Below are 22,168 nucleotides of genomic sequence, written 5' to 3'. Positions count from 1 at the left end.
AGCCTTTAACAACAATGAAACAAATACAAAAAACAATCCTGCTGGCTTTAATGATGTTTTTTATCATTTCGGGAACTACCGCACAGGAAGTACTCACACTTGAAAAAGCAATTGATTATGCCGAAACGGGAAGCCCCGATTTGAAACGATCGCTGCTTAACCTGGAGCGTTACCAAAAAAGCCTCGAAGCGCAAAGAGCCGCGTTAAAATCACAGTTTTCGCTCGATGTTTCGCCTGTAATGTACAGCCGAAACCGCCGATTCGACAACCGTGTTTCCGAATGGTACACCAACGAAAATTTTGAAACCAATGCACTTTTCAGGGTTGAACAACCAATCCTGGTTACCGATGGAACCATTTCGTTAACCAACGAATTCGGCTGGGCAAGCAGCTATTCAGATGCCAGCGACCTCGAGAGCAAAGTATTTTACAATAACCTGTACCTCAATTTAAACCAGCCCCTGTTTACCTACAACAGGCAAAAACTGGAACTGAAAGAGCTGGAGTTAAATTTTGAAAACGCCAACATCAGCTACGCCATGCAGCGCCTTAACCTCGAACGGAATGTAACCGAATTCTTTTACAACGTTTACATGGCGCAGATGAACCTGAACGTGGCAAAAGACGAGCTGGAAAACACCCAGAAAAGTTACGATATAATTACAAATAAAGTGGAAGCCGGACTTGCTGCCCGGGAAGAGTTGTACCAGGCAGAACTGAACCTGGCCACAGCAAGATCTACCGTTCAAAACTCCGAAGTTTCTTTCGAAAATGCCAAAGACCAGTTAAAACTTTATCTCGGAATGGATTTGTACGAAGACTTTTCCATTCTGGCCGATGTAGCCGTTAACCCGATCCCGGTTGACTTGGAAAAAGCCATAGAAACAGGGCTTGAATCGCGCATGGAACTGCGCCAGCGCGAAATCGACATCCAGTCGAGCCAGTTCGAACTCATCCGCACAAAATCAATGAACGAGTTCAGGGGTGATGTGAACCTCCGACTGGGTATTTCGGGCGACAATCCGAGCCTCGATAAAATCTTCGATGCTCCCACAAACAGCCCGTCGGTAGACGTAAGTTTCAGTATCCCGCTCTTCGACTGGGGCGAAAAGAAAGCCCGTATTGCCGCGCAGGAAGCTGTTGTTGAATCGCAAAAGTTAAACCTTTCCGATGAACGGAACCAAATCATTATTGGTATTCGCCAAACTTACCGTAACCTGCAAAACCAGTTAACACAAATTGAAATTGCAAGGCAAAACCAAACCAATGCACAGCTTACCTACGAGATCAATCTTGAAAGATACGAAAACGGCGACCTTACAGGTATGGATCTCAGCCTTTTCCAGAACCAGCTCTCAGGAGCCAAAATATCATACAACCAGGCACTTATCAACTATAAAATTGAACTGTTAAACCTGAAAATCCAGAGTTTATACGATTTTGAAAACAATGAGCCGATTCTCCCATCAGAACTTTATATAGAAGAAAACCAAGACAATTAAACTCAGAAAAAATTATAAAACGATGAAAAGAATAAAAATCCTTACATTAATTGCAATTGTTGCAGTGTTTGCCTCTTGTAACAACCAGGGGCAGTCTGAAAGTACCGAATTAGCTGTGCCTGTCTCAGTAGAAGATGTTAAACCCCAGAGTATTCAGCAGTTTGTTACCACAACCGGTACCGTAAATGCAACATCGCAGGTGACGGTTAATTCTGAATTGACAGGAGAATATTACCTGCAAACCAACCCTGCAACCGGCAGGCCTTTTAAGCTGGGCGACAGGGTGCAGAAAGGGCAGACCATCATACGCCTGGAAGATGAAGAATACGAAAACAGCATAGCAATAGAAGCCGTTAAACTGAACCTCGAAATTTCGCAGCAGGAATACGAAAAACAAAAATCGTTGTATGAAAAAGGCGGAGTTACTTTATATGAACTGCGCAATTCGGAGGTATCGAAAACCAACGCCCAATACAACTACGAAAATGCCCAGCTCCAACTGGCCAAAATGAATATTAAAGCACCATTCACGGGAGTTATTGTTGAATTGCCCCACTACACCCGCGGAACTGAGGTGGCATCAGGCTCGCCTATGTTTACCCTGATGAGCTACAGCGATATGTTCATGGAAATTAACCTTCCCGAGAAAAGCATTACCGAACTTGAAGTTGGACAAAACGTGCTGATAACCAATTATACCCTTCCGGAAGACACCCTGAAAGGAACCATTACCCAGCTTTCGCCGGCAATTAGTACCGAAACCAGAACATTTACCGGCAAAATTGACATTGATAATCCGGAGCTGAAACTGCGCCCGGGAATGTTTGTGAAAGCCGATATTATTACGGCTGAAAAAGACAGCACCATTGTTATTCCAAAAGATATCATCATGTCGGGCAGCCGTGGAAAATATGTATTTGTTGTGGGCCGCAACAGTGCCGCCGCCGACCGCTGGATTACCACCGGAATTGAAAACCAGAACAATGTGGAGGTCATCGAAGGTTTGCAGGTTAACGATCGGTTGATTATAAGAGGATTTGAAACATTACGCGACGACTCGAAAGTGAAAATTATCCGGTAACCCGTTCCCGGAAAATCATCAGAAATATTTAAAAAATGAAGAAACTAACACAATTTTCTGTCAATTACCCGGTAACCATACTGATGATTGTCCTGGGAGTCGTCCTCCTCGGGTACATTTCGTATGACAAGCTTGGTGTTGACCTGTTTCCCGACCTGAATTCACCGCGCATTTTCGTGGAAATCCAATCGGGCGAACGCCCGCCCGAGGAGATGGAAAAGCAGTTTGTTGAAGACATCGAGGCGCTGGCCATCCGCCAGTCGGATGTGATTCAGGTATCTTCCATTTCGAAAGTGGGAGCGGCCCAGATAACTGTTGAATACGCGTGGAATAAAGATATGGATGAGGCCTTCCTCGACCTGCAAAAAGCATTGAACACCCTCACCCAAAATGCGGATATCGACGACCTGAAAATCACCCAGCACGATCCCAATACCGCCCCGGTAATGCTCATTGGCGTAAAACACAATGAAATTACCGACATGAACGAAATCAGAAAAGTTGCCGAAAATTACATCCGCAACGAACTGGTCAGGCTCGAAGGAGTGGCCGACGTGGAACTGTCGGGGCAGGAAGAGAGTGAGGTTATCATTAAAACCGACCACTACCGCCTTGGATCGCAAGGCCTGACGCTTGACGATCTCAGTACCCGGATCCAGAATTTTAACCGCAATGTTTCCGGCGGAAGGATTAGTGAAATGGGCCTTCAGTACATTGTGAAAGGCGTTAGCCTGTTAAGTACGGTTGAAGACTTTGAAAACCTGATTGTGGGTTACAAAGCGGTAAGGGCCGAAACCGAGGGACAAACGCGTGTTGAAATGGCACCGGTTTACCTCAGGGATGTGGCTACTGTTGAAATTGGAAATAAAGAACCGGTCAACATCGTGCATATCAACGGCGAACGTTGTGTTGGGCTTTCAATCTATAAAGAAACCAAATACAACACCGTAAACGCTGTAAATCAAATTAACGATGCACTGGTTGATATCGAAAGGGCGCTGCCCGGCTACTCTGTGGAGCTGGTCAGCAACCAGGGCACATTTATCAGCAATGCCATTGGCGAAGTGCAAAACACCGCCCTGCTTGGTATTTTGCTTGCCGTGTTTATTCTTTTCCTTTTCCTCCGCAGAATAGGGACTACATTCATTGTTAGTATCGCCATCCCCATTTCCATTATTGCCACCTTCAACCTCATGTATTTTAACAACCTCACCATAAATATTATGACACTGGGAGGTTTGGCCCTGGGTGCCGGCATGCTGGTTGACAATGCCATTGTGGTGCTCGAAAATATTTTCAGAAACCATGAAAACGGCCTGAGTGCCAAAGATGCATCCATTACAGGAACTGCAGAAGTTGGTGGTGCCATTACCGCTTCCACGCTCACTACCATTATCGTTTTCCTGCCCATTGTGTATCTGCACGGCGCATCGGGCGAGCTGTTTAAAGACCAGGCATGGACAGTGGCTTTCTCTTTGATTTCATCACTGTTTGTAGCCATTTTTGTCATTCCAACACTTTATCACCGCATTTATAAAAACAAAAAATCGCCGGTGAAAAAACGCTCGGTAAAAGTTGGCGGTTACGGCAGATTTCTTGAAAAAATCCTCAGGATAAAATGGATTGTAGTGATTTTGGCCGCCTTACTTGTTGCAGGCTCGTTTATGCTGGTGCCCGGAATTGGCACCGAATTCATGCCCAAAACTGAAACAAGGGAATTTACTGTTGGCTTGAAATTACAGGAAGGCACGGAATTACAACGCACGGAATCGACCGTACAAAATATTGAAGCCATTCTTACTGATTACCTTGGCGATAACCTCGATATAATCTACTCCCTTTCCGGGCCATCAACCGGTTTTGGCGGCGATGAAAGTTCAGTCTTCGAAGGAGAAAACACCGCCGAGATAAAGGTTATCCTCAAAGAAGAATCAACTATATCAGTAGAAAGTGCCATTGCTTCCATCGATAATCTTACCAGTAACATTAACGGGCTTGAAGTCACCTTCACACAGGAACAAAGTGCACTGAAATCGATTCTGGGTACCGATGAAGCACCGGTTGTGGTTGAGGTGCGCGGCGAAGACCTCGGGGAGATTGAAACCATCATGAGCCAGGTGAAAGAAAAAATGACCGGTATAGACGGGTTGTTCAATGTAAAATCATCGGTTGAAGGCGGAGCCCCAGAAGTGGAAGTTTTTGTTGACAGGGTGCGTGCAGGAATGTACAACATCGATATCAACACGGTGATTACTCAAATTCAGGATCAGCTGGAAGGCAAAAACGCCGGCCAGCTGGAGAAAGACGGCGAAATGCGCGACATCACCATTAAGGTTCCTGAAAAAGGATTGAATGAGATAGGAAACCTGAAAATTACGTCCAATAACCAGGAATTCAGGCTAAGTGAAATTGCCGACATCTCCTACGGAACTTCGCCCAAAGAAATTTACCGGAAAAACCAGAACCGCACGGGAAGGGTTACTGCCCAAATGGAAAAAGGGCTTGCCCTCGACCACGTGGCAAGTACCATCAGGCAGGAAACAGCAGAAATTGATTTGCCTGCTAATTACCGCATTATGGTTACCGGCGAAGAAGAGAAAAGACAGGAGTCGATGGAAAGCCTGGGTTTCGCACTACTGCTCTCCATTGTATTGGTTTACATGGTAATGGCTTCACAATTCGAGTCGCTCATCCATCCGTTTACCATTTTACTCACTATTCCGCTGGCTGTGGTAGGCAGCATTCTCATCTTTTTTGCCCTGAACAAAACGCTTAATATTATGGCGTTCATCGGGTTAATTATGCTTGCCGGTATCGCGGTAAACAACTCCATCATTTTGGTTGACCGCATTAACCAACTCATCCGCGAAGGGTTCGACAGAAAATCGGCAATAATACAGGCCGGACAACAACGTATCCGCCCGATTTTCATGACAAGTATTACAACAATTCTTGCCTTGCTGCCACTAACATTCGGTTTTGGTGAAAGTGCCTCGCTGCGTTCGCCAATGGCGCTGGCAGTTATCGGCGGTTTGGTTACATCAACACTTTTAACGTTGGTTGTAATCCCCTGTGTGTACGATATTTTAGACAGGACAAAAGGATTATTCACGGCGAAAAATAAAAAATAGCAGAACACAGATAATGCAGATCAAACTGATTTTCAGAAATTAATATGAAATTCATCATAAATAGAAAAATACTCATCAGCATGTTGTTTATCGGGCTTACCCTGTTGGGGTATGTTTCCTATAAACAACTGCCGGTAGAGTTAATGCCCAATGCCGAGCTCCCCATGCTTTATGTCCAGGTTAATTCGCGTATCGAAGTCGATCCGGACTACATGGAAAACCAGGCTGTAATCCCGATTGAAGGGGCAATCAGCACCATGGAAGGAGTTGAAAGCATTGAGTCGAACCTGGATAACCGCTCGGCCTCCATCCAGGTTAACTTTAAGCAAAATGTCAACTTTCAGTATGCCTTCCTGAAACTTCAGGAAAAGATTGACCAGGCCACCGACGAACTCGACGAGAACTTTAATGTTACCGTTAACCGGGTTGATATACAGCAAATCAGCAACCAGTTTATGGAGTTGCAGGTTCGCGGCAGCGGAGGAACCGACAGACTTAGGAATATTGTTGACCAGGATCTTGCCGCTGAGTTCGAAAATATTGACGGAATTGCAACAGTAACGGTTTTTGGCGGGAACGAACGTTCCATTGAAGTTACCTACGATAAAAATGCCTGCGAGGCCTATGGAATTACCCCTTCGCAAATTCAAAGTGCTATCTCGCAAAACTCAACCAGCCGCGCTTTTACAGGTTATCTGCACGAAAATCAGAAGCAATATTTTGTACACGTAACAGCCGAATACGACAATGTTACCGACATTGAAAACATTGTGCTGGCCGAAGGCCCCATTTTTTTGAAAGATGTCGCCGATGTTTTCTTCGGTGTAAAAGAAGAAGAATCCATCAGCCGCGTGAACGGATTAGATGCCGTATCGATGATGCTGGTGAGCGATTCGCAGGCCAACCTCATCGATTTATCGCACAATGTACAGGAACGCATTGCAGAGCTAAACGAAGAACTGGCAGCCAAAGATGTTGAAATTGTGGTGCAGACCAACACGGCCGAAACCATGGAAAAAAACATCGACCAGATTATCAACCTGGCGCTGGTAGGCGGCCTGCTTGCCATTTTCGTACTCTGGATTTTCCTGAAAAACCTGCGCATAGTTTCTGTAATTGCAATGGCCATTCCGGTCTCGGTATTCACTGCATTTAACCTGTTCTATGCATTCAACATCTCCATTAACAGCTTAACCCTCGTAGGACTGGTGCTGGCCATCGGGATGCTCCTCGATAACAGTGTGGTTGTGCTCGAGAATATTTACCGCCTTTCGGGGCGGCGCTTCAGTCCCGACCAGGCAGTTGTTCAGGGAACAAAAGAAGTTTGGCGTTCCATTATTGCAGCCACATTAACCACCATCACTGTTTTTCTGCCTTTCCTGTTTTCAACAGATTACATGATTAAGCTGCTCGGTACCCACGTTGGGGTATCCATCATTTCAACCCTCACCGTATCGCTGTTTGTGGCACTGCTGCTCATTCCCATGGCAGCCCATCTTTTACTGAAAAGAAAATCATCGCACAATATTTTTTATGAAAAAGTAACCACCAATAACCGTACAATCCAGGTTTACATCCTGCTGCTGAAATCGGCCATGCGAGCGCCTGCCGCAACGGTTATTGGCGCTATCATTATCTTTTTCATTACCATATTTATTGTGTTGGCAGTTAGCGTAAACAACCTCGAAGAAGTAGAAGAGACAAGATTCTCACTGTATGTTACCATGCCCACCGGGTCAACCCTCGAATCAACCGACAAAGTAGTTACAGAGGTTGAAAGCCGGCTTGAAGAAATTGAAGAAAGAGAGGACGTTATTGCCAACATACAGGAAGAAGAAGCCATTATAACGGTTGTTCTTCAGGAAGATTTTGAAGATATTAACGACCGGACAATTGCCGAAATAAAGGCAGAAGTTGAGGGGCTGGTGAATAATATTTCGCAGGCCAACATAAGTTTATCTGCGCCCGCGTCAAGCTCCAGGTTTGGTGGCGGTGGCGGAGCTGGTGCCGGCATGGAGAATTTTAGCCGGTTCATGGGAATCGGGACCAACCGCGAACGCATTGTAATAAAAGGCGAAAATTTTGAAATGATGAAAGGTGTTGCCGAAGATTTGCAATACTACATCGAAGACCTTGAATCCATTCGCAGCGCCAATGTCAGTGTTGCCGGGAACCGTCCTGAACTGCACCTTTATTTCAACCAGCTGCTTCTAAACGAATTTGGCGTTTCACTAAATAATATTGCTTCGGAGCTGGGCTCATTCTCACGCGAGTTTTCTTCAGGTGTTAATTTTAAACAGGGAACCGAAGAGTACGAAATCATCATAAAAGAAAATCTCACAGAAGAAGAGGAAGAAGCCGCATCCGAAAAATCAATCGACGATTTACGACAGTTGCAGGTGAACAATAACGAAGGAGCGGTTTACGACCTGCAAGACCTTGCCGATTTTGTTTACGACGAAGGAATGTCGAGAATTACAAGGGTAAACCAGGAAAAACAAATTGAGCTGTTTTACCGGTTTGTAGAAGAAGCCGAACAATCGAAAGATCTGCTCGAAGCTTACCGTCTTGAAATTGACCAGATTGTGAGCAGCTATAAAATGCCGGCCGGAGTTGCCATTGAAGTAATTCATGAAGAAGACCAGTTTTCGGAATTCTATTTCCTGATTGCAGCTGCATTCATTCTCATTCTGATGATTCTGGCTTCGGTATTCGAATCGCTGACAACACCAATTGTGCTGATGTTCTCTGTACCGCTGGCAGCCATTGGTTCGTTCCTGGCTCTCATATTTACCGGCAACAGCCTGTTCAATGCCAATACACTCACCGGGTTCCTCATTTTACTTGGAGTGGTGGTTAACAACGGTATCATATTAATCGACTTTACCAACATACTCCGAAAACGCGGCAACCGGAAGTCACGGGCAATTATAACTGCCGGGCTTTCGAGGGTTCGCCCAATTTTAATCACTGCAATTACCACAATTGTGGCCATGTTTCCACTGGCACTGGGGCAGTCGGAATATGTTGGAGCCATTGGAGCTCCCTTTGCTATTACCGTAATTGGCGGCCTTGCCGTAAGTACCCTGCTCACCCTGATTTTTGTGCCTACCCTCTATTTTGGTATGGAAAACGCGGTGAACTGGATAAAATCGCTGCACTGGGGATTAAAAGTTTTACAACTCGTAATTTTTGTTGCAGCTGCATTTTACATTTATTTCGAAGTAGAGTCTTTTATTTGGCAACTCCTTGGTTTTATGGCCATTGTTATACTCATACCAGGGGTTACCGCATTCATACTTACCAGCTTGCGGCAGGCCAGTTCAAAAGTAATCGATGAAAATGAACCCATCCGGATTGTAATTCGCCAACTGGTAAAAATTTACGACCGCGACAGTCGGTTTGTACGCGAATGGAAATCGGGCCTGAAAATCAGGAAACGTGCCGGGTTGCTCAAAAATTACAGGCATTTGCGCGATTTTTACGATCTCATCTGGCAAATCCCGCTATTTGGGTTCCTGGTGTATTTCACCTTCTTTTACCTCGAAAGCAACCTCTGGATGTGGGTGATGTCGCACATCGTTTTCTTTTTCCTGTTCCTGTTAAATGTGCCGTTATCTCAGGTATTGAGAAACAAGTACGAGGATACTTCAAAACCGGTCTTCCTGAAAATCGACAAAATTATTAAACGGGTTATTTTTTGGGTTGTACCTGCATTGTTCCTCTTTATCTTCTTCTTGCGCTGGGACAACCTCGGAATGGTAATTTTTGTAGGAATTATCTGGTACCTGCTGCTGGTGATTTACGAATCCGGAGAATACATTCATAATAAAAAACTGAATATTGCCCGCATTGGCGGAAGGTTCTCAAACCTTCGCCGCGGCTATTTCACGCTGGTGCGCCAAATTCCTGTTATCGGAAAACGGAAGGTGCCATTCAGGGCTCTGAACGGCGTTTCGCTGGAAATTAAAACAGGGATGTTCGGGTTACTTGGTCCCAACGGAGCGGGTAAATCTACCATGATGCGCATTATTTGCGGAATTCTGGAACAGAGCTACGGGAAAATATGGATTAACGGGCTCGACACACAGAAACACCGCGAAGAATTGCAGGGGCTGATTGGTTACCTGCCGCAGGCTTTCGGAACTTACGAAAATATGTCGGCATGGGAATTTCTCGATTACCAGGCCATCCTGAAAGGAATTAAAGATCCGGCTATCAGGAAGGAACGGATGGAATACGTGTTGAAAAATGTACACATGTTCGAGCGGAAAGACGATAAAATCGGTTCGTTTTCGGGCGGGATGAAACAACGGATAGGAATTGCACAAATTCTGCTTAACCTGCCGCGGATACTGGTTGTTGACGAACCAACCGCCGGCCTCGACCCGCGCGAAAGGATACGCTTCAGAAACTTGCTGGTAGAACTGAGCCGCGAGCGAATTGTCATCTTCTCAACACATATTATTGAAGATATTTCGAGCTCGTGCAACCAGGTAGCAGTTATTAACCGGGGCGACCTGAAATATTATGGTACACCGACCGATATGGCCAGAATGGGTGAAGGATTCGTTTGGCAAATGACTATTCCTGCCAAAGAGTTCGATCAGTTTTCAAACAAACAGCTTATTATTCACCACATGCGCGATGGCGAAAATATTAAGCTGAGGTTGCTGTCCAAAGAAAAACCGGCACCCGAAGCCGTAAATGTTTCACCGCATCTCGAAGATTCTTACTTGTGCTTATTAAAAGACTTTGTTTAAACCCTGTAAAATGAAACAAAAATTAGAACTAAAAAACACGTTGGTCAATTCAACACGAATGGTGAGGTACAACCTGAAAATCATATTTGCCAACCGGTTTATCTGGTTCCTGATTGCAGCGTTTGCCTTTTTCATGTTTTTTGCCATTCAAACGGTTTTAAACGGCGAGGCCCTTACTGAAGGAACTGTTTACGGATTGCTCATATTTCCCGGTATCCTGCTTATTTTTTACCCTTCGGTATTTGGCATTCAAAACGACGACGATTCCAGGATGCTCGAAATACTTTTCGGTATTCCCAATTACCGCTACAAAGTGTGGCTGGTACGTTTGCTGATGATTTACGTCCTTATTTTTATTATCATCATGCTTTTTACGGCACTGGCTTCCATACTTCTTTACAATGTGAATATTCTGGAAATGTCGTACGAGCTGATGTATCCCATCGTTTTTATGGGATCGCTGGCATTTATGTTTTCTACCCTAATTAAAAACGGAAACGGAACGGCTGTGGTTATGGTTTTAATAGGCGTGGCCCTCATTATTTTACAGGATGCTGTTGAACGCACCCAATGGAATGTGTTTCTGAATCCTTTTGAAATTCCGAACAATTTTAACGAAATCATTTGGGAAGGACTCATTGTCAAAAACAGGATTTTCCTCGGTGTGGGTATTGTAGTATTTATTCTTTACGGTTTGTTTAATTTGCAAAAACGGGAGAAATTTATTTAGCGATTTGTGAAATGCCAATGTAGAAAACGGTTTTATACAGCTTAACCTTTTTCACAATTGAAATAAAATTTCAAGCCTGAAATTATTGTAACTTTGCACCCTCAAAAAATCATTGTAAAGGATGAAACAGAGGGATATTGAAATAATGGCACCGGTAGGTTCGTACGAAACGTTAATGGCAGCCATACAGGGAGGAGCAGGGTCAGTTTATTTTGGGGTGGAGCACCTGAACATGCGGTCGCGTTCATCAAATAATTTTTCGCTCGACGATTTACGCAGGATAGTTGAAATCGCCTCTCAAAACCAGGTAAAAACCTACCTCACACTCAATGTTGAAATTTTTGATGGTGAAGTAAGCCAGATGCACGCCGTGCTCGATGCAGCGCATGAGGCTGGCGTTTCGGCAGTAATTGCCGCCGACATTTCGGTCATTCAGTATGCCCGTTCCATTGGGCTCGAAGTACACATTTCAACCCAGGTAAATATTACCAACACCGGCGCGGTAAAATTTTACGCGCAATTTGCCGATGTGGTAGTGCTGGCCCGCGAGATGAACCTGGGCCGGGTTCAGGAAATCAGCGAAGAAATTCACAAACAACAAATTAAAGGCCCCTCGGGCAACCTCGCTCGCCTTGAAATGTTTGTTCACGGAGCGCTCTGCATGGCCATCAGCGGAAAGTGCTACCTCAGCCTGCACGAAATGAATTCATCGGCCAACCGCGGGGCCTGCCTGCAAACCTGTCGCCGTGCCTACACCGTTACCGATAAAGAGACCGGGGCCGAGCTGGAAATCGACAATGAGTACATCATGTCGCCAAAAGACCTGAAAACCATTCATTTTCTGAATAAAATACTGGATGTAGGTGTTTCGGTTTTAAAAATTGAAGGCCGTGCCCGCTCACCCGAATATGTAAAAACAACGGCTGAATGTTACCACGAAGCCGTTCAGGCCTGGAAAGAAGACACTTTTACCGAAAAAAAAATTAATGACTGGAACCAGCGCCTTTCCACTGTTTTTAACCGCGGGTTCTGGGATGGGTATTACCTGGGCCAGCACCTGGGCGAGTGGAGTGCCAATTACGGTTCGCAGGCAACCAAACGAAAAATTTACATCGGGAAATGTACCAATTACTTCACCAACATTCAGGTTGCTGAATTTAAACTGGAAACCAAAAACCTGAAAACCGGCGATGAAATTATTATTACGGGCCCCACTACCGGCGTAGTGCAGACCACGGTAAAAGAAATCAGGTTCGATTTAAAACCTGTACAGGAAGGACTGAAAGGCCAGCGCATTTCGGTGCCTGTTGACACAAAACTACGGCGCTCCGACAAACTGTTTAAAGTTGTTGATGCCAAAGAAGTTAAGCAACGAAAATAACGATTCTTTCCAGGTTCTTTTCAATTTCGAAAAAGAAAGAATTAAATTACGCGCTGCTAAATAACTTTAACGATGAAGAATATACTGCTGATTCTGTTACTTTTATTACTGACTCCCATCCATTTAGAAGCCCAGGTTTTACGATTCCGGGCGAGTGCAAACAGTAGTATTTTCATGAAAGAACCCGGGGAGCCTGAAGTTAGCCACCCCATGAAAGAAACCCTTTCTCACAAAGGGAGCGATGATTTTACACCCGAACTTAACCTTGGAGCATCAATTGAAATAATGGCCCCGGTAACTACCGATTTTGAGCTGGGTGTTGAGTTTGATTACACCAACCTTTCGGGCTATACCGAAACCGCCCCGCTATATAACTTTTTCCTTTCCAGGTACAATCCACTGCCCGACACCTACAAATACCCGGACGAAACCCTCATTTATAACACAAACATTTTCAACATTTTAGGAACAGCCCGTTTTTACATTCTTCCCGTTTACGAAGATGTCATCTTTTTCACAAAACTGCACGGGGGAATTGCTTTTGTAGGAACTGATTTTACTTTTCAGGACCCGCGTTACAGTGTGGGGTACGACGTTGGCGTGTTGTACTCACAAGGCACAAAAAGCAACGAGGATCCCAAAGATCCGGCATTTACCGGTGGCGGCGGACTGGGATTAACTTACAGGTTGTCCGACGAGCTGGATATTTATTTCGACGGAACAATTTCTGTTACCCATTCGGATGTTGTTAACGGAGTGCCCAATTACGATTACCTTGTTTATCAGGGAGAGGAAACTATCCGCCGAACAAACGGCTGGGCAATAACTTCACAGGTTAGTTTGGGAATTATTTTCACCACTATTCCAAACCGCAGGCTTAAAAGTGATAATTACACCCGCACCCGTCAGTTTCATAAAAGTATTTTCTGAAAACAGTTTTCCGGAAACATTTACTTAAAAAATTGAAGAAATGAAGATCCTGGTATTTACAATATTGATAATCGGTTTTTGGGCTGGTTCTTCAGTGCCTCCCCAAAAAGAAGAACTAAAGAAACAGATTTAATTCAACGAATATTTTGCATTTGTAAAAGAAAAAGCGGTTGAAGTTGTCAAAACCTGGTTCAATGCCGGCGACGGATACGGCGAAGTGTGGATTCGCGATTACAACACATTCATTGAACTTTCGGCAGAGGTTTTTGAAGCTGAAGTGTTGAGGGAGAATTTGCTTGTTTTTTTCAGAATGCAGGGCGCTGACGGCAACATCATCGACGGGTTTATTCCGGCCAACAAAGCTGGCGGAGGGTACGATTACATTTATTCTGAACTGGAACCGCGCTATGCCGGGCATGAAAACACAGTGGAAACCGACCAGGAATCGTCATTGGTACAAGCGGTTTACAAGTATGTACTGGCCACCGGGGATTCTTCCATTCTCACCGAAAAAGTGGGCGATAAAACCGTTTCAGAACGTTTGGAATGGGCAATGGAATTTCTGCAGGACCACCGTTTTAACAAAAAATACGGCTTGTTGTGGGGTGCCACCACTGCCGACTGGGGTGATGTGCAACCCGAACACGAGTGGGGTGTTTACCAATAAGATTCGATTAACTGAAATTAAAGACCAATGAGCAACAAAAAAGCGGTGGAGATTTCCACCGCTTCCTTCCTGAAAGACAAACAACTAATAACCATGTTTGCTGGCTTTGATCTACTTACAACCAATCAAACCCAGTAAGTCCACTTTAAAGCAATTCGAACAAAGCCGCCATTTTATTACGAACCAACCTCTCCATTGTTTCAGAATATTAACTCATTGATAAAAAGACACTTAAGCACCTACCTGGCGACAGACAGGAATTCAGGATGACGCTCTTTTGCAGAATATAAACTTTTTGGACAACCTCATCAAAAGCTAAAAGTCTATGTGAGAGATTCAAACACTTTTTCGAGCAGATGTTTTGTAGCAAGAATACCCTCTTCTTCTGAGAGGTCGCTTCCTTCATATTCAATACCAACCCAACTTTTATAACCGGCATCTTTCACAATTTTCATAATGCGGTAATAATCGGAATGGATTTCATTTCCATCCTCATCGAATTCGTGCGACTTGGCACTGACTCCCTTGGCATAAGGCATAAGCAGTTCAATTCCCTTGTAGCGATCGAACTCCTCTCCGGTTTGCCTGTCGATTATAAAATTGCCGAAATCGGGAAGGGTGCCAACGCGTTTATGATCGACCAGTTCCATAACACCGGCCAGCCAGTTTCCATTGCTCGACAGGCCGCCATGGTTTTCTACCAAAATATTAATCTTTTGCGTGTCGCCATATTCACACATCATGCGAAGGCCGTCGGCGGCCAGCTTTTGCTGCTCTTCGTATGAACCCTGGCTACCTGCGTTTACACGAATGGAATGACAACCGAGAAATCTTGCCGCATCAATCCATTTTTTGTGGTTCTCCAGCGTTTTAAGGCGTTCCGCCTTGCTGGGATGACCAACCATTCCTTCGCCGTCGCACATTATCAGCACACTATCCACACCTTCGTTTTTGCAAATCTTTTTCAGTTCGCCAAGGTAATTTTCATCTTTGGCTTTGTCTTTAAAAAACTGGTTCACATACTCAAGTCCCTTAATACCATGCTCGCTGGCAAACTTCGGAAAGTCCAGATTGGTCATTTCATTGGCAAACAACGCTTTGTGTAACGACCATTCGGCCAGTGAAATTTTAAACGGTGATTTTTTTGCAGCATAGCCGGCAAGTGCCGGGGAAACCAGCAGAGAGCCTGCCGTTGCTGCCAGTGTTGTCCTCAAAAAATTTCTACGTGAAGTATTTTCCATTTTCAACAGGTTTTAATTTAAAGTGAAATTACTGATTTTATATTTTAAAGAAAATTCTTTTCAGGTATAAATAGTAACACAAAAACCATTCAAGCGCCAAAACAGTTAACGAATTTACCAGTGCCATAACAAATTCGGGAGTGTTGAACCACGCTAAAAAGCCTTTGGTAAAAATGGCTACGAAACCATTCAGCCACTGGCCGCCCACCGTATTAAAAAACAGGTAAATAAAAATCGGATTCATACCCACAATAACAAATGGGAATATCCAGCCACTAATTTTTTTAACATCGATAAACCAGTAGCTAAAAGCCAGCACCAAAAGGGCCCAGCCTCCGGAAGCCAGTACAAATGAGGATGTACTGATTCTTTTTATGATGGGAGTAACGGAAGTCCAGTCGAGCAGGTAACCTACCGCCAGAATGGCGAGGCCGGAAAAGGCAATGACTTTTATTTTTTGAGTGGCCGTTTTACCCGACATCAAAATCTGCCCGGCCACAACTCCCCAGATGGTATGGGCCGCAGTCGGGATAAAATTAATGGCTACCCAGCCGCCACCGGGATTAATTTTTCCCATCAAAACCAGGTCCATCCACGTTCCGAAATTATGATCTTTCACAAAAGGCTGGTCGAAACCTTCAAGGGGAAAAGTGCGGTACAAAATTTCGGTGAGCAGCAGCAACCCAAACGAAGCAACTATTTGCACAGCATATTTGTAGTGCATTAAAAAATAGGCAATTAATATAGTTACCGAAAGTTGGGAAAGCACATTCCACAGCTCCCACACCAGTTCGCGACGGTAGCCGCAATGCAGGCCAACACCAAAGGCAAGTAAAAGAATGCACCGCTGAATGATGTGGCGTGTAATTTTTTGTTTCGAGTCGCCGCGTTTTCTTCGTTTTGCATACGAAAAAGGCATGGCTACCCCTACAATAAACATAAAAAAGGGTTGCACCAAATCCCAGAATCGCAACCCGTTCCACGGATGGTGATGAAATTGCTGAAAAAACGGTTCGAGAAAAGTGCCGGCAACGGGTTCCCGCACAAGAACACTCCACAGTGCTGTGCCTTCGGCTACCAAAAGGAACATGGTTATTCCACGAAAAAAATCGAGCGATAATAATCTTGTCCCTGAAGGATCCAGGTTACTGGTTTTGTTCATATCAAATTTAGTTGAAAATTATTCCATTAGCGGCTATACATATTTAAACCGCTTGATATTCTTTTTAGGTGTTTTTTCAAATTCTTCGTCAACCATCTCAAATGCTGTAACCACTTCGTAACGCGGCAAGTCGGCATTAAGTTTTTTACGGTTTTCTTCCATTACGTCGGCCAAATTTTCCATCTTAATGTGATGTTCTTTCATGGCTTCGTGGTCAGGATAAACTTTGGCCACAAGTTTTCCATCACGTTCAACAATAACACATTCCGAAATATAATGGAGGTTCATAATTCTTGCTTCAATTTCTTCCGGGTAAATATTCTGACCGGAAGGCCCCAGGATCATATTTTTCGTACGTCCTTTAATGAATATGAAATTGTTCTCGTCAATTATCCCCAGGTCGCCGGTTTTCAGCCAGCCATCGACGCTAAAAACAGTTTTTGTAAACTCTTCGTTTTTATAATAACCGGTCATTACATTTTCTCCGCGCACCTGAATTTCTCCGACCGTATTGTATGGATCTTCCGAGTCAATACGCACTTCCATGCGGTCAACAAGGCGTCCTGCCGAACCGGGCACTGTTTTATCCCAGGCTTCGTAACTAATTAGAGGGCCACACTCTGTCATCCCGTAACCAACAGTAATCGGGAAATTTAACTTACTAAAAAATTTCTCAACTTCAGCACTTAACGGAGCCCCGCCAATAACAATTTCGAAAAACCGGCCGCCAAATGTTTCAATAAGTTTTTCCCTGATTTTTTTCAGGATGATATTCGAGATAAAGGGAAGTTTCAACAAAACACGCATCAGTGGTTTTTCGATGCTGGGCAAAATGCGTTTTTTATAAATTTTTTCGATAACCAGTGGCACTGATAAAATGAGGTGCGGTTTTACTGCGCCAAACACCTTGGTAATTATTGCCGGCGATGGAATTTTACTGAGGAATGTAATGTGGCACCCCCGGGTTAGCGGGAATAAAAATTCGAACAGCAGGCCATAAACATGGGCCATGGGCAAAAACGAAACAATTTTGTGCCCCGGTTCCAACGGCATGTGTTCCCGGGCATAAACAATGTTCGATGCCAGGCTCCTTTCAGGTATCATCACCCCTTTGGTAAAACCGGTTGTTCCTGATGTATAGGAAATTATGCAGGTTTCTTCACGTTCCCATTTTTCAAACTGAAACTGATTTTTTTCAAGCTTGTTTTCCTTGTAGTACCGAAACGCATCATCCAGCTTGTACTTCAGATTTTTATCTTTTGCCGCATGCAGTGAAAAGTCTTCCAGCACGATAACCGCATGCAGTTTTTCGGCATTATCGAAATCAATTTTTTCGAGCAATGATTTGGCACCAATTACCAACTTCGATTCCGAATGGTTGATAATATGGTTGGTATTGCTCTCATTGAAATCAGGCAGAATGGGAACAATTATTATCCCGGCCGAAAGCGCTGAAAGAAAAACAGCCCCCCAGTGGGCAGAGTTCCGGCCCAGCACGGCAATCCGGTCGCCCCGCTGAACACCGGTTAGCTGGTAAAACAAATGGAGCGCCTTAATTAATTTGGCCACATCGCTGTAACTGAAATCATTCCCCTGGTAATCGGTAAAGGCCAACTCATTCCAGTTGGCATGAAATGACTCCGTATAAAGTTTTGATAATGTATTATTTGTCATCATTTTATAATTTACTTATAGCTCAAATTTAGAAAAAATCGGGCTCATTCCATTCTGTTTTATCAATAACACCGCGCAAAAGTTTTGTTGATACTCTATCAATATCCACTTTAACATATTTTAATATTTTGATTATTTAGCTGTTTATCATGTTTTTATGATGTTAATTCGTGTTAAAGTTTGCTTTAAACAATAAAAAGATAAACAAATCTTCTGTTTATTCCTTTTATGAAGTAAGAAAGTTTGAACCCAGTAAAAACAAAAAAATGAAAAGTTATGAAAACAATGAAAACAACATTATTAATTACAGTATTTGCATTTATAGCAAGTGCAGCGTTTGCATCCGGAAATTTAAAAGTAAATATTGAGCAATCATCCCCGGAAGAAGCCATTGTTGAGGCGAGCAACGTTGAAGCTAAATTTTTTGAGGTTGAAATCATGGATGAATACGGCGACCGTTTTTACAGAAAAAAAAACAGATGACAAATCGTTTACTTATAAAAGGAAGTATGACCTTTCAACACTTGAAGACGGCACTTATTTCATGACTGTTAAGCACGGTGATGAAAAATACCTGAAGGAGTTTACAGTGCGTTCAGGAGACATTCAGGTTGTAAACCAACGAAAAGTGGTTGACCCACATTTTAAAGTTGAGGGTGACATGGTCAAATTGTCGTACCTGAATTTTCCGAACGACAATATGAGCATTGCCGTTTACGATGAAGTTAAACTTTTGAAAAAAGTTTATACGTAATCTTAGTCGCTGTCGGAGACAGGAATAATTCTTGAATTATTCGGGCTGAAAACTCATTTTTCAAATTTCTTGGCATTTACGATTCGGAACTGATAAAACCACTCACCGAATCGGACATTATTGTTTTACGCGACGAAATCTCCGAAATCAGAAATTCGCTGGAGGCGTTCAGCAGGTAAGCTGGTGGCAGAATATAATTTTTTTTATACTAAAAAAAGGAGAGCTGATTTCTCAACTCTCCTTTGCCTGGTAGCGGGATCACGAGGATTCGGGAAACCTACGTCCGGCAGCTGCCGGATATGAGCCCAACGAGCTACTCCCGAGTACTCAGCGATTTTTTACAATGCATTCATTTTAGTGAATTTTATTTGAACCTGAAATCCAATTTATAATCATAGAGCCATGGTATCTTTGGGTTAATCCCTTCAGCGATTAATTTGGCTGGCAAGTCTTTATAATTGTTTTGTAAATTTAATTCTTTTGGGGCATTATAACATGTAACAAAGATGGTATCGTCTTTCACACTTATATCTCTATCCATTTTTTTGAACAATGCATCTGCCAAATGAGTTGAATTCCAGCGGCTGTATGGTTTTGGTAATTTTTTTCTTAGTTCATAAGTTGCAGCCTGTGCCAACAGGGCCAAAGACATTTTGCCATACCTTATGTTCAGGTTAAATGTTGAAGCCCGGTTAAAGCCCATGGCTCCGTCAAAATTGAAAAAGTCTTCAATCGACCACCTTTCCCTGTACATATCAGACAGCAGTTCTGTTGCCGGCTTGTTGGATAATGTCAGAAATGATTTGTAAGCGTAATCTTTTGTTGTTTCTCCTTCACGCTGGGAAAGCAACCTGTATTTTTCTTTGTGCCCGGCAAAATTAAACATCGTTTCTGCTACTGCATAGCCTGCCCATTTTCTTTGGTAGCTTTGCGACCTTTCAATTTTCTGTATCCTTTCTGTTGATATTGCCGGAACAAGGAATTCAAAATTGCTGTTCTGCTCAATACTTCGAATTAAATATTCTGTGAAGTGTTCCTTGTCTGCCAGTATTAAAGCATTCCTGTTTACCAGTTCTGCTATGTTCAGCAGCTCTATTGTTGCCTGGGTAGTATTGGTGCCAGGCGAACCTATGCCACATCCTATTGGTTGCCCGGTTTGAGTGTCCAGTGCAAAAAAAGTTTGCAACATTTTCCGTGAGGGCTCTCCCGGTTGTTTTTTCTTTTTCGGCATTATTCTTTGTGAGGTAGATATAATACGATGAGGGTCTATGGCGATTAAGCCTCCTTGATAATGGCCGTTATTGGCCCGTATGGCTGCTAATGATTCCTGCAATGCCTGGGCTTCACTAACCGTGTGCTTATCAAGCAAATCATGCACCTGGCTGTCTGTTACCAAAAATCCAAGTCCATTTAACAGTTCAAAGCCCTGATGGGTAATATAATTACTCCTTCTTACACGGTTACTGCACAGTGTGGCCTCATTTACTATCTGCATAGCGATACGGGGTTCAATATCTGCACCGGCACATCCGGTATAACCTTTGATCAAATCCCAACTGCCCAGGCGCAAGTGCGCGGCAGCCAGAAACCATAACCCTACTAAAGTCCCGCTTATTTTTCTCGAAAGGCTTTCCCTGAAAAACCGCTCTGTGGTTTGTGTATTGACTTTGACCGTTATTTTTTCCCGTTTAGATTTATGAATCTCAACAGCTTGTCTTTGCTTCTCCTTTTGGGGGTTCAGAACATGTGTTTTTTTTGAAGCCCATATTCTGTAATTGTCCTTTCTACGCTGCGTTTACTGACCTTGTGCCCAATCTGGTTTAGTTTTTGGGCAATTACATCAGCACTGGAAAACGGGTCTAAAAACCGAAACCTGATAATTTGGTTTACGATATCTTTAGTCCTGACAGGTTGTTTGTCTGAACCAGGTTGTTTGTCAATTAATGCCTGGGCACCACCCTCCTGGTATTTTGCCAACAGCTGGTAGTAACGCTGTTCTGTATATCCATACTTTTTTATTGCCTGCTGTACCCCGATGGTACAATGACCTTCAATTAGCATCGATAGTTTCATGGCTAAACTGTCCTCTGGGTCAATTACAAAATCTTTTCCCTTGATACCTTTGATTGAGATTCTCATTGCGTTTAATTATTTGTTGAACGAATAAAACTAAATTTATATGTGGCGGTAAAAATAAATATAATTTTAAAAGTACAGAAGAATAAAACAAAAATTAATCGCTATAAAACAGCTCTATATGTGATTTTGAATTGTAATATCAGGAATTATTAAAAAATATTACCGCCTTATTTAATTTTAGTAGCAGAATAGCGTTGAATCCCGGAATTAAACTGGTAAATCAATGAACAGCAGTGAAATCAATATAAACGTTTGGATATAGAAATAATATGATAGAACTTTGGACTTAATAACTAAAACAAATAATGTCTTAAAAATCGCTGAGTACTCGGGACTCCACCCCGCAATATATTTTTAATATTTTTATTTTAAAAGAACCTGATAGCAGATGCAGGACTTGAAACTTCGCCCGGCAGCTACCGGATACCTTTCCGGCTTTCGACAGATGAGCCCAACAATCATTTTTTATGTATTTGTTGTCGAATAAAATTTCTTCCCCGGTGAGACTTTAATTCTTTCTCACGTTTTAAAGCCTCTGATTTTGCGTGAAATTCTTCGGAATAAACCAGTTTCCAGGGGCGGAAATTTTTAGTCCATCCTTTTGGCAGGTTATTGTGGGCAAAAACACGTTTTTCAAGATTACTGGTCATTCCAATGTAAATCTTGTCGTGGTTCTCTGAATACATGGCGTAAACAAAATATTTCATTGCTTAAAACTAAAAAAGGAGAGCTGATTTCTCAACTCTCCTTTGCCTGGTAGCGGGGGCAGGACTTGAACCTACGACCTTTGGGTTATGAGCCCAACGAGCTACCAACTGCTCCACCCCGCAATATATTTTTAATATTTTTATTTTAAAAGAACTTTGTAGCGAAGCCAGGACTTGAACCTACGTCCGGCAACCGCCGGATATGAGCCAACGAGCTACTCCCGAGTACTCGGGACTCCACCCCGCAATATATTTTTAATATTTTTATTTTAAAAGAACTTTGTAGCGAAGCCAGGACTTGAACCT

General features: G+C 43.3%; 16 protein-coding genes and 1 tRNA gene. 10 read left to right on the top strand and 7 right to left on the bottom strand.

The annotated features are described in order from the left end of the window. The first annotated feature begins 14 nt into the window (after positions 1–14). From ACTCNA_RS11135 to ACTCNA_RS11100, 8 genes are all read left to right on the top strand, one after another. Positions 15–1,502 carry a TolC family protein gene (locus ACTCNA_RS11135; protein WP_462947990.1) on the top strand — a complete coding sequence of 496 codons (1,488 nt, stop codon included), beginning with the start codon at positions 15–17 and terminating at the stop codon, positions 1,500–1,502. Positions 1,503–1,524: 22 nt separating this feature from the next. Beyond that, complete coding sequence (locus ACTCNA_RS11130) at positions 1,525–2,583, top strand: efflux RND transporter periplasmic adaptor subunit (protein ID WP_462947989.1); 1,059 nt, start codon at positions 1,525–1,527, stop codon at positions 2,581–2,583. Between the two features lie 35 nt (positions 2,584–2,618). Continuing rightward, the gene (locus tag ACTCNA_RS11125) at positions 2,619–5,714 is read left to right on the top strand and encodes an efflux RND transporter permease subunit (protein WP_462947988.1); all 3,096 of its coding nucleotides are present in this window, start codon (positions 2,619–2,621) and stop codon (positions 5,712–5,714) included. 44 nt (positions 5,715–5,758) lie between these two features. Then, entirely contained in the window at positions 5,759–10,477 is a 4,719-nt protein-coding gene (locus tag ACTCNA_RS11120; protein ID WP_462947987.1) for an efflux RND transporter permease subunit, read from the top strand. A gap of 10 nt (positions 10,478–10,487) precedes the next feature. After that, on the top strand, positions 10,488–11,207 hold the full coding sequence (locus ACTCNA_RS11115; RefSeq protein ID WP_462947986.1) for a hypothetical protein: 720 nt from the start codon (positions 10,488–10,490) through the stop codon (positions 11,205–11,207). A 121-nt stretch (positions 11,208–11,328) separates the two neighbouring features. Further along, positions 11,329–12,588, top strand: a complete 1,260-nt coding sequence (locus ACTCNA_RS11110; RefSeq protein WP_462947985.1) for a peptidase U32 family protein — start codon at positions 11,329–11,331, stop codon at positions 12,586–12,588. A gap of 72 nt (positions 12,589–12,660) precedes the next feature. After that, positions 12,661–13,518, top strand: coding sequence for a hypothetical protein (locus ACTCNA_RS11105; RefSeq protein ID WP_462947984.1), 858 nt, complete (start codon positions 12,661–12,663; stop codon positions 13,516–13,518). 217 nt (positions 13,519–13,735) lie between these two features. Then, positions 13,736–14,185: a hypothetical protein gene (locus ACTCNA_RS11100; protein WP_462947983.1), complete on the top strand. Its 450-nt coding sequence runs from the start codon at positions 13,736–13,738 to the stop codon at positions 14,183–14,185. Positions 14,186–14,508: 323 nt separating this feature from the next. Here ACTCNA_RS11100 and ACTCNA_RS11095 read toward each other — a convergent pair whose 3' ends face one another. Genes ACTCNA_RS11095 through ACTCNA_RS11085 form a run of 3 tightly spaced genes read right to left on the bottom strand, consistent with a single transcriptional unit; the run spans position 14,509 to position 18,265 of the window. After that, the gene (locus ACTCNA_RS11095; RefSeq protein ID WP_462947982.1) at positions 14,509–15,426 is read right to left on the bottom strand and encodes a TIM barrel protein; all 918 of its coding nucleotides are present in this window, start codon (positions 15,424–15,426) and stop codon (positions 14,509–14,511) included. A 37-nt stretch (positions 15,427–15,463) separates the two neighbouring features. Further along, positions 15,464–16,588, bottom strand: a complete 1,125-nt coding sequence (locus ACTCNA_RS11090; protein WP_462947981.1) for an acyltransferase family protein — start codon at positions 16,586–16,588, stop codon at positions 15,464–15,466. Positions 16,589–16,621: 33 nt separating this feature from the next. Then, positions 16,622–18,265 (bottom strand): AMP-binding protein, encoded by a 1,644-nt coding sequence (locus tag ACTCNA_RS11085; protein ID WP_462947980.1) that lies wholly within the window; start codon positions 18,263–18,265, stop codon positions 16,622–16,624. A 273-nt stretch (positions 18,266–18,538) separates the two neighbouring features. Between ACTCNA_RS11085 and ACTCNA_RS11080 the strand changes: the two genes are divergently transcribed. Next, a complete protein-coding gene (locus ACTCNA_RS11080; RefSeq protein WP_462947979.1) occupies positions 18,539–18,745 on the top strand; it encodes a hypothetical protein in 207 nt (68 codons plus the stop codon). Continuing rightward, complete coding sequence (locus tag ACTCNA_RS11075; RefSeq protein WP_462947978.1) at positions 18,705–19,016, top strand: hypothetical protein; 312 nt, start codon at positions 18,705–18,707, stop codon at positions 19,014–19,016. Before ACTCNA_RS11080 ends, ACTCNA_RS11075 begins: the two co-directional genes overlap by 41 nt. A 364-nt stretch (positions 19,017–19,380) precedes the next feature. Here ACTCNA_RS11075 and ACTCNA_RS11070 read toward each other — a convergent pair whose 3' ends face one another. The 4 genes from ACTCNA_RS11070 to ACTCNA_RS11055 form a co-directional block, all read right to left on the bottom strand. Beyond that, a complete protein-coding gene (locus tag ACTCNA_RS11070) occupies positions 19,381–20,511 on the bottom strand; it encodes a transposase (protein ID WP_462947977.1) in 1,131 nt (376 codons plus the stop codon). Positions 20,512–20,753: 242 nt separating this feature from the next. After that, positions 20,754–21,155, bottom strand: a complete 402-nt coding sequence (locus tag ACTCNA_RS11065) for a helix-turn-helix domain-containing protein (RefSeq protein WP_462947976.1) — start codon at positions 21,153–21,155, stop codon at positions 20,754–20,756. Positions 21,156–21,613: 458 nt separating this feature from the next. Then, on the bottom strand, positions 21,614–21,862 hold the full coding sequence (locus ACTCNA_RS11060) for a GIY-YIG nuclease family protein (RefSeq protein WP_462947975.1): 249 nt from the start codon (positions 21,860–21,862) through the stop codon (positions 21,614–21,616). A 47-nt stretch (positions 21,863–21,909) separates the two neighbouring features. Further along, positions 21,910–21,985, bottom strand: a tRNA-Met gene (locus ACTCNA_RS11055). Positions 21,986–22,168 lie beyond the last annotated feature (183 nt).

This window comes from Tangfeifania sp., from assembly GCF_055108615.1.
This window is presented reverse-complemented; position numbering and strand designations above follow the sequence as displayed.

What these genes read in the sequence shown, in the direction of transcription:
- ACTCNA_RS11135 (WP_462947990.1), top strand. Translation starts at nt 15, where the DNA reads ATGAAACAAATACAAAAAACAATCCTGCTGGCTTTAATGATGTTTTTT.
- ACTCNA_RS11130 (WP_462947989.1), top strand. Translation starts at nt 1,525, where the DNA reads ATGAAAAGAATAAAAATCCTTACATTAATTGCAATTGTTGCAGTGTTT.
- ACTCNA_RS11125 (WP_462947988.1), top strand. Translation starts at nt 2,619, where the DNA reads ATGAAGAAACTAACACAATTTTCTGTCAATTACCCGGTAACCATACTG.
- ACTCNA_RS11120 (WP_462947987.1), top strand. Translation starts at nt 5,759, where the DNA reads ATGAAATTCATCATAAATAGAAAAATACTCATCAGCATGTTGTTTATC.
- ACTCNA_RS11115 (WP_462947986.1), top strand. Translation starts at nt 10,488, where the DNA reads ATGAAACAAAAATTAGAACTAAAAAACACGTTGGTCAATTCAACACGA.
- ACTCNA_RS11110 (WP_462947985.1), top strand. Translation starts at nt 11,329, where the DNA reads ATGAAACAGAGGGATATTGAAATAATGGCACCGGTAGGTTCGTACGAA.
- ACTCNA_RS11105 (WP_462947984.1), top strand. Translation starts at nt 12,661, where the DNA reads ATGAAGAATATACTGCTGATTCTGTTACTTTTATTACTGACTCCCATC.
- ACTCNA_RS11095 (WP_462947982.1), bottom strand. Translation starts at nt 15,426, where the DNA reads ATGGAAAATACTTCACGTAGAAATTTTTTGAGGACAACACTGGCAGCA.
- ACTCNA_RS11090 (WP_462947981.1), bottom strand. Translation starts at nt 16,588, where the DNA reads ATGAACAAAACCAGTAACCTGGATCCTTCAGGGACAAGATTATTATCG.
- ACTCNA_RS11085 (WP_462947980.1), bottom strand. Translation starts at nt 18,265, where the DNA reads ATGATGACAAATAATACATTATCAAAACTTTATACGGAGTCATTTCAT.
- ACTCNA_RS11080 (WP_462947979.1), top strand. Translation starts at nt 18,539, where the DNA reads ATGAAAACAATGAAAACAACATTATTAATTACAGTATTTGCATTTATA.
- ACTCNA_RS11075 (WP_462947978.1), top strand. Translation starts at nt 18,705, where the DNA reads ATGAATACGGCGACCGTTTTTACAGAAAAAAAAACAGATGACAAATCG.
- ACTCNA_RS11070 (WP_462947977.1), bottom strand. Translation starts at nt 20,511, where the DNA reads ATGCAGATAGTAAATGAGGCCACACTGTGCAGTAACCGTGTAAGAAGG.
- ACTCNA_RS11065 (WP_462947976.1), bottom strand. Translation starts at nt 21,155, where the DNA reads ATGAGAATCTCAATCAAAGGTATCAAGGGAAAAGATTTTGTAATTGAC.
- ACTCNA_RS11060 (WP_462947975.1), bottom strand. Translation starts at nt 21,862, where the DNA reads ATGAAATATTTTGTTTACGCCATGTATTCAGAGAACCACGACAAGATT.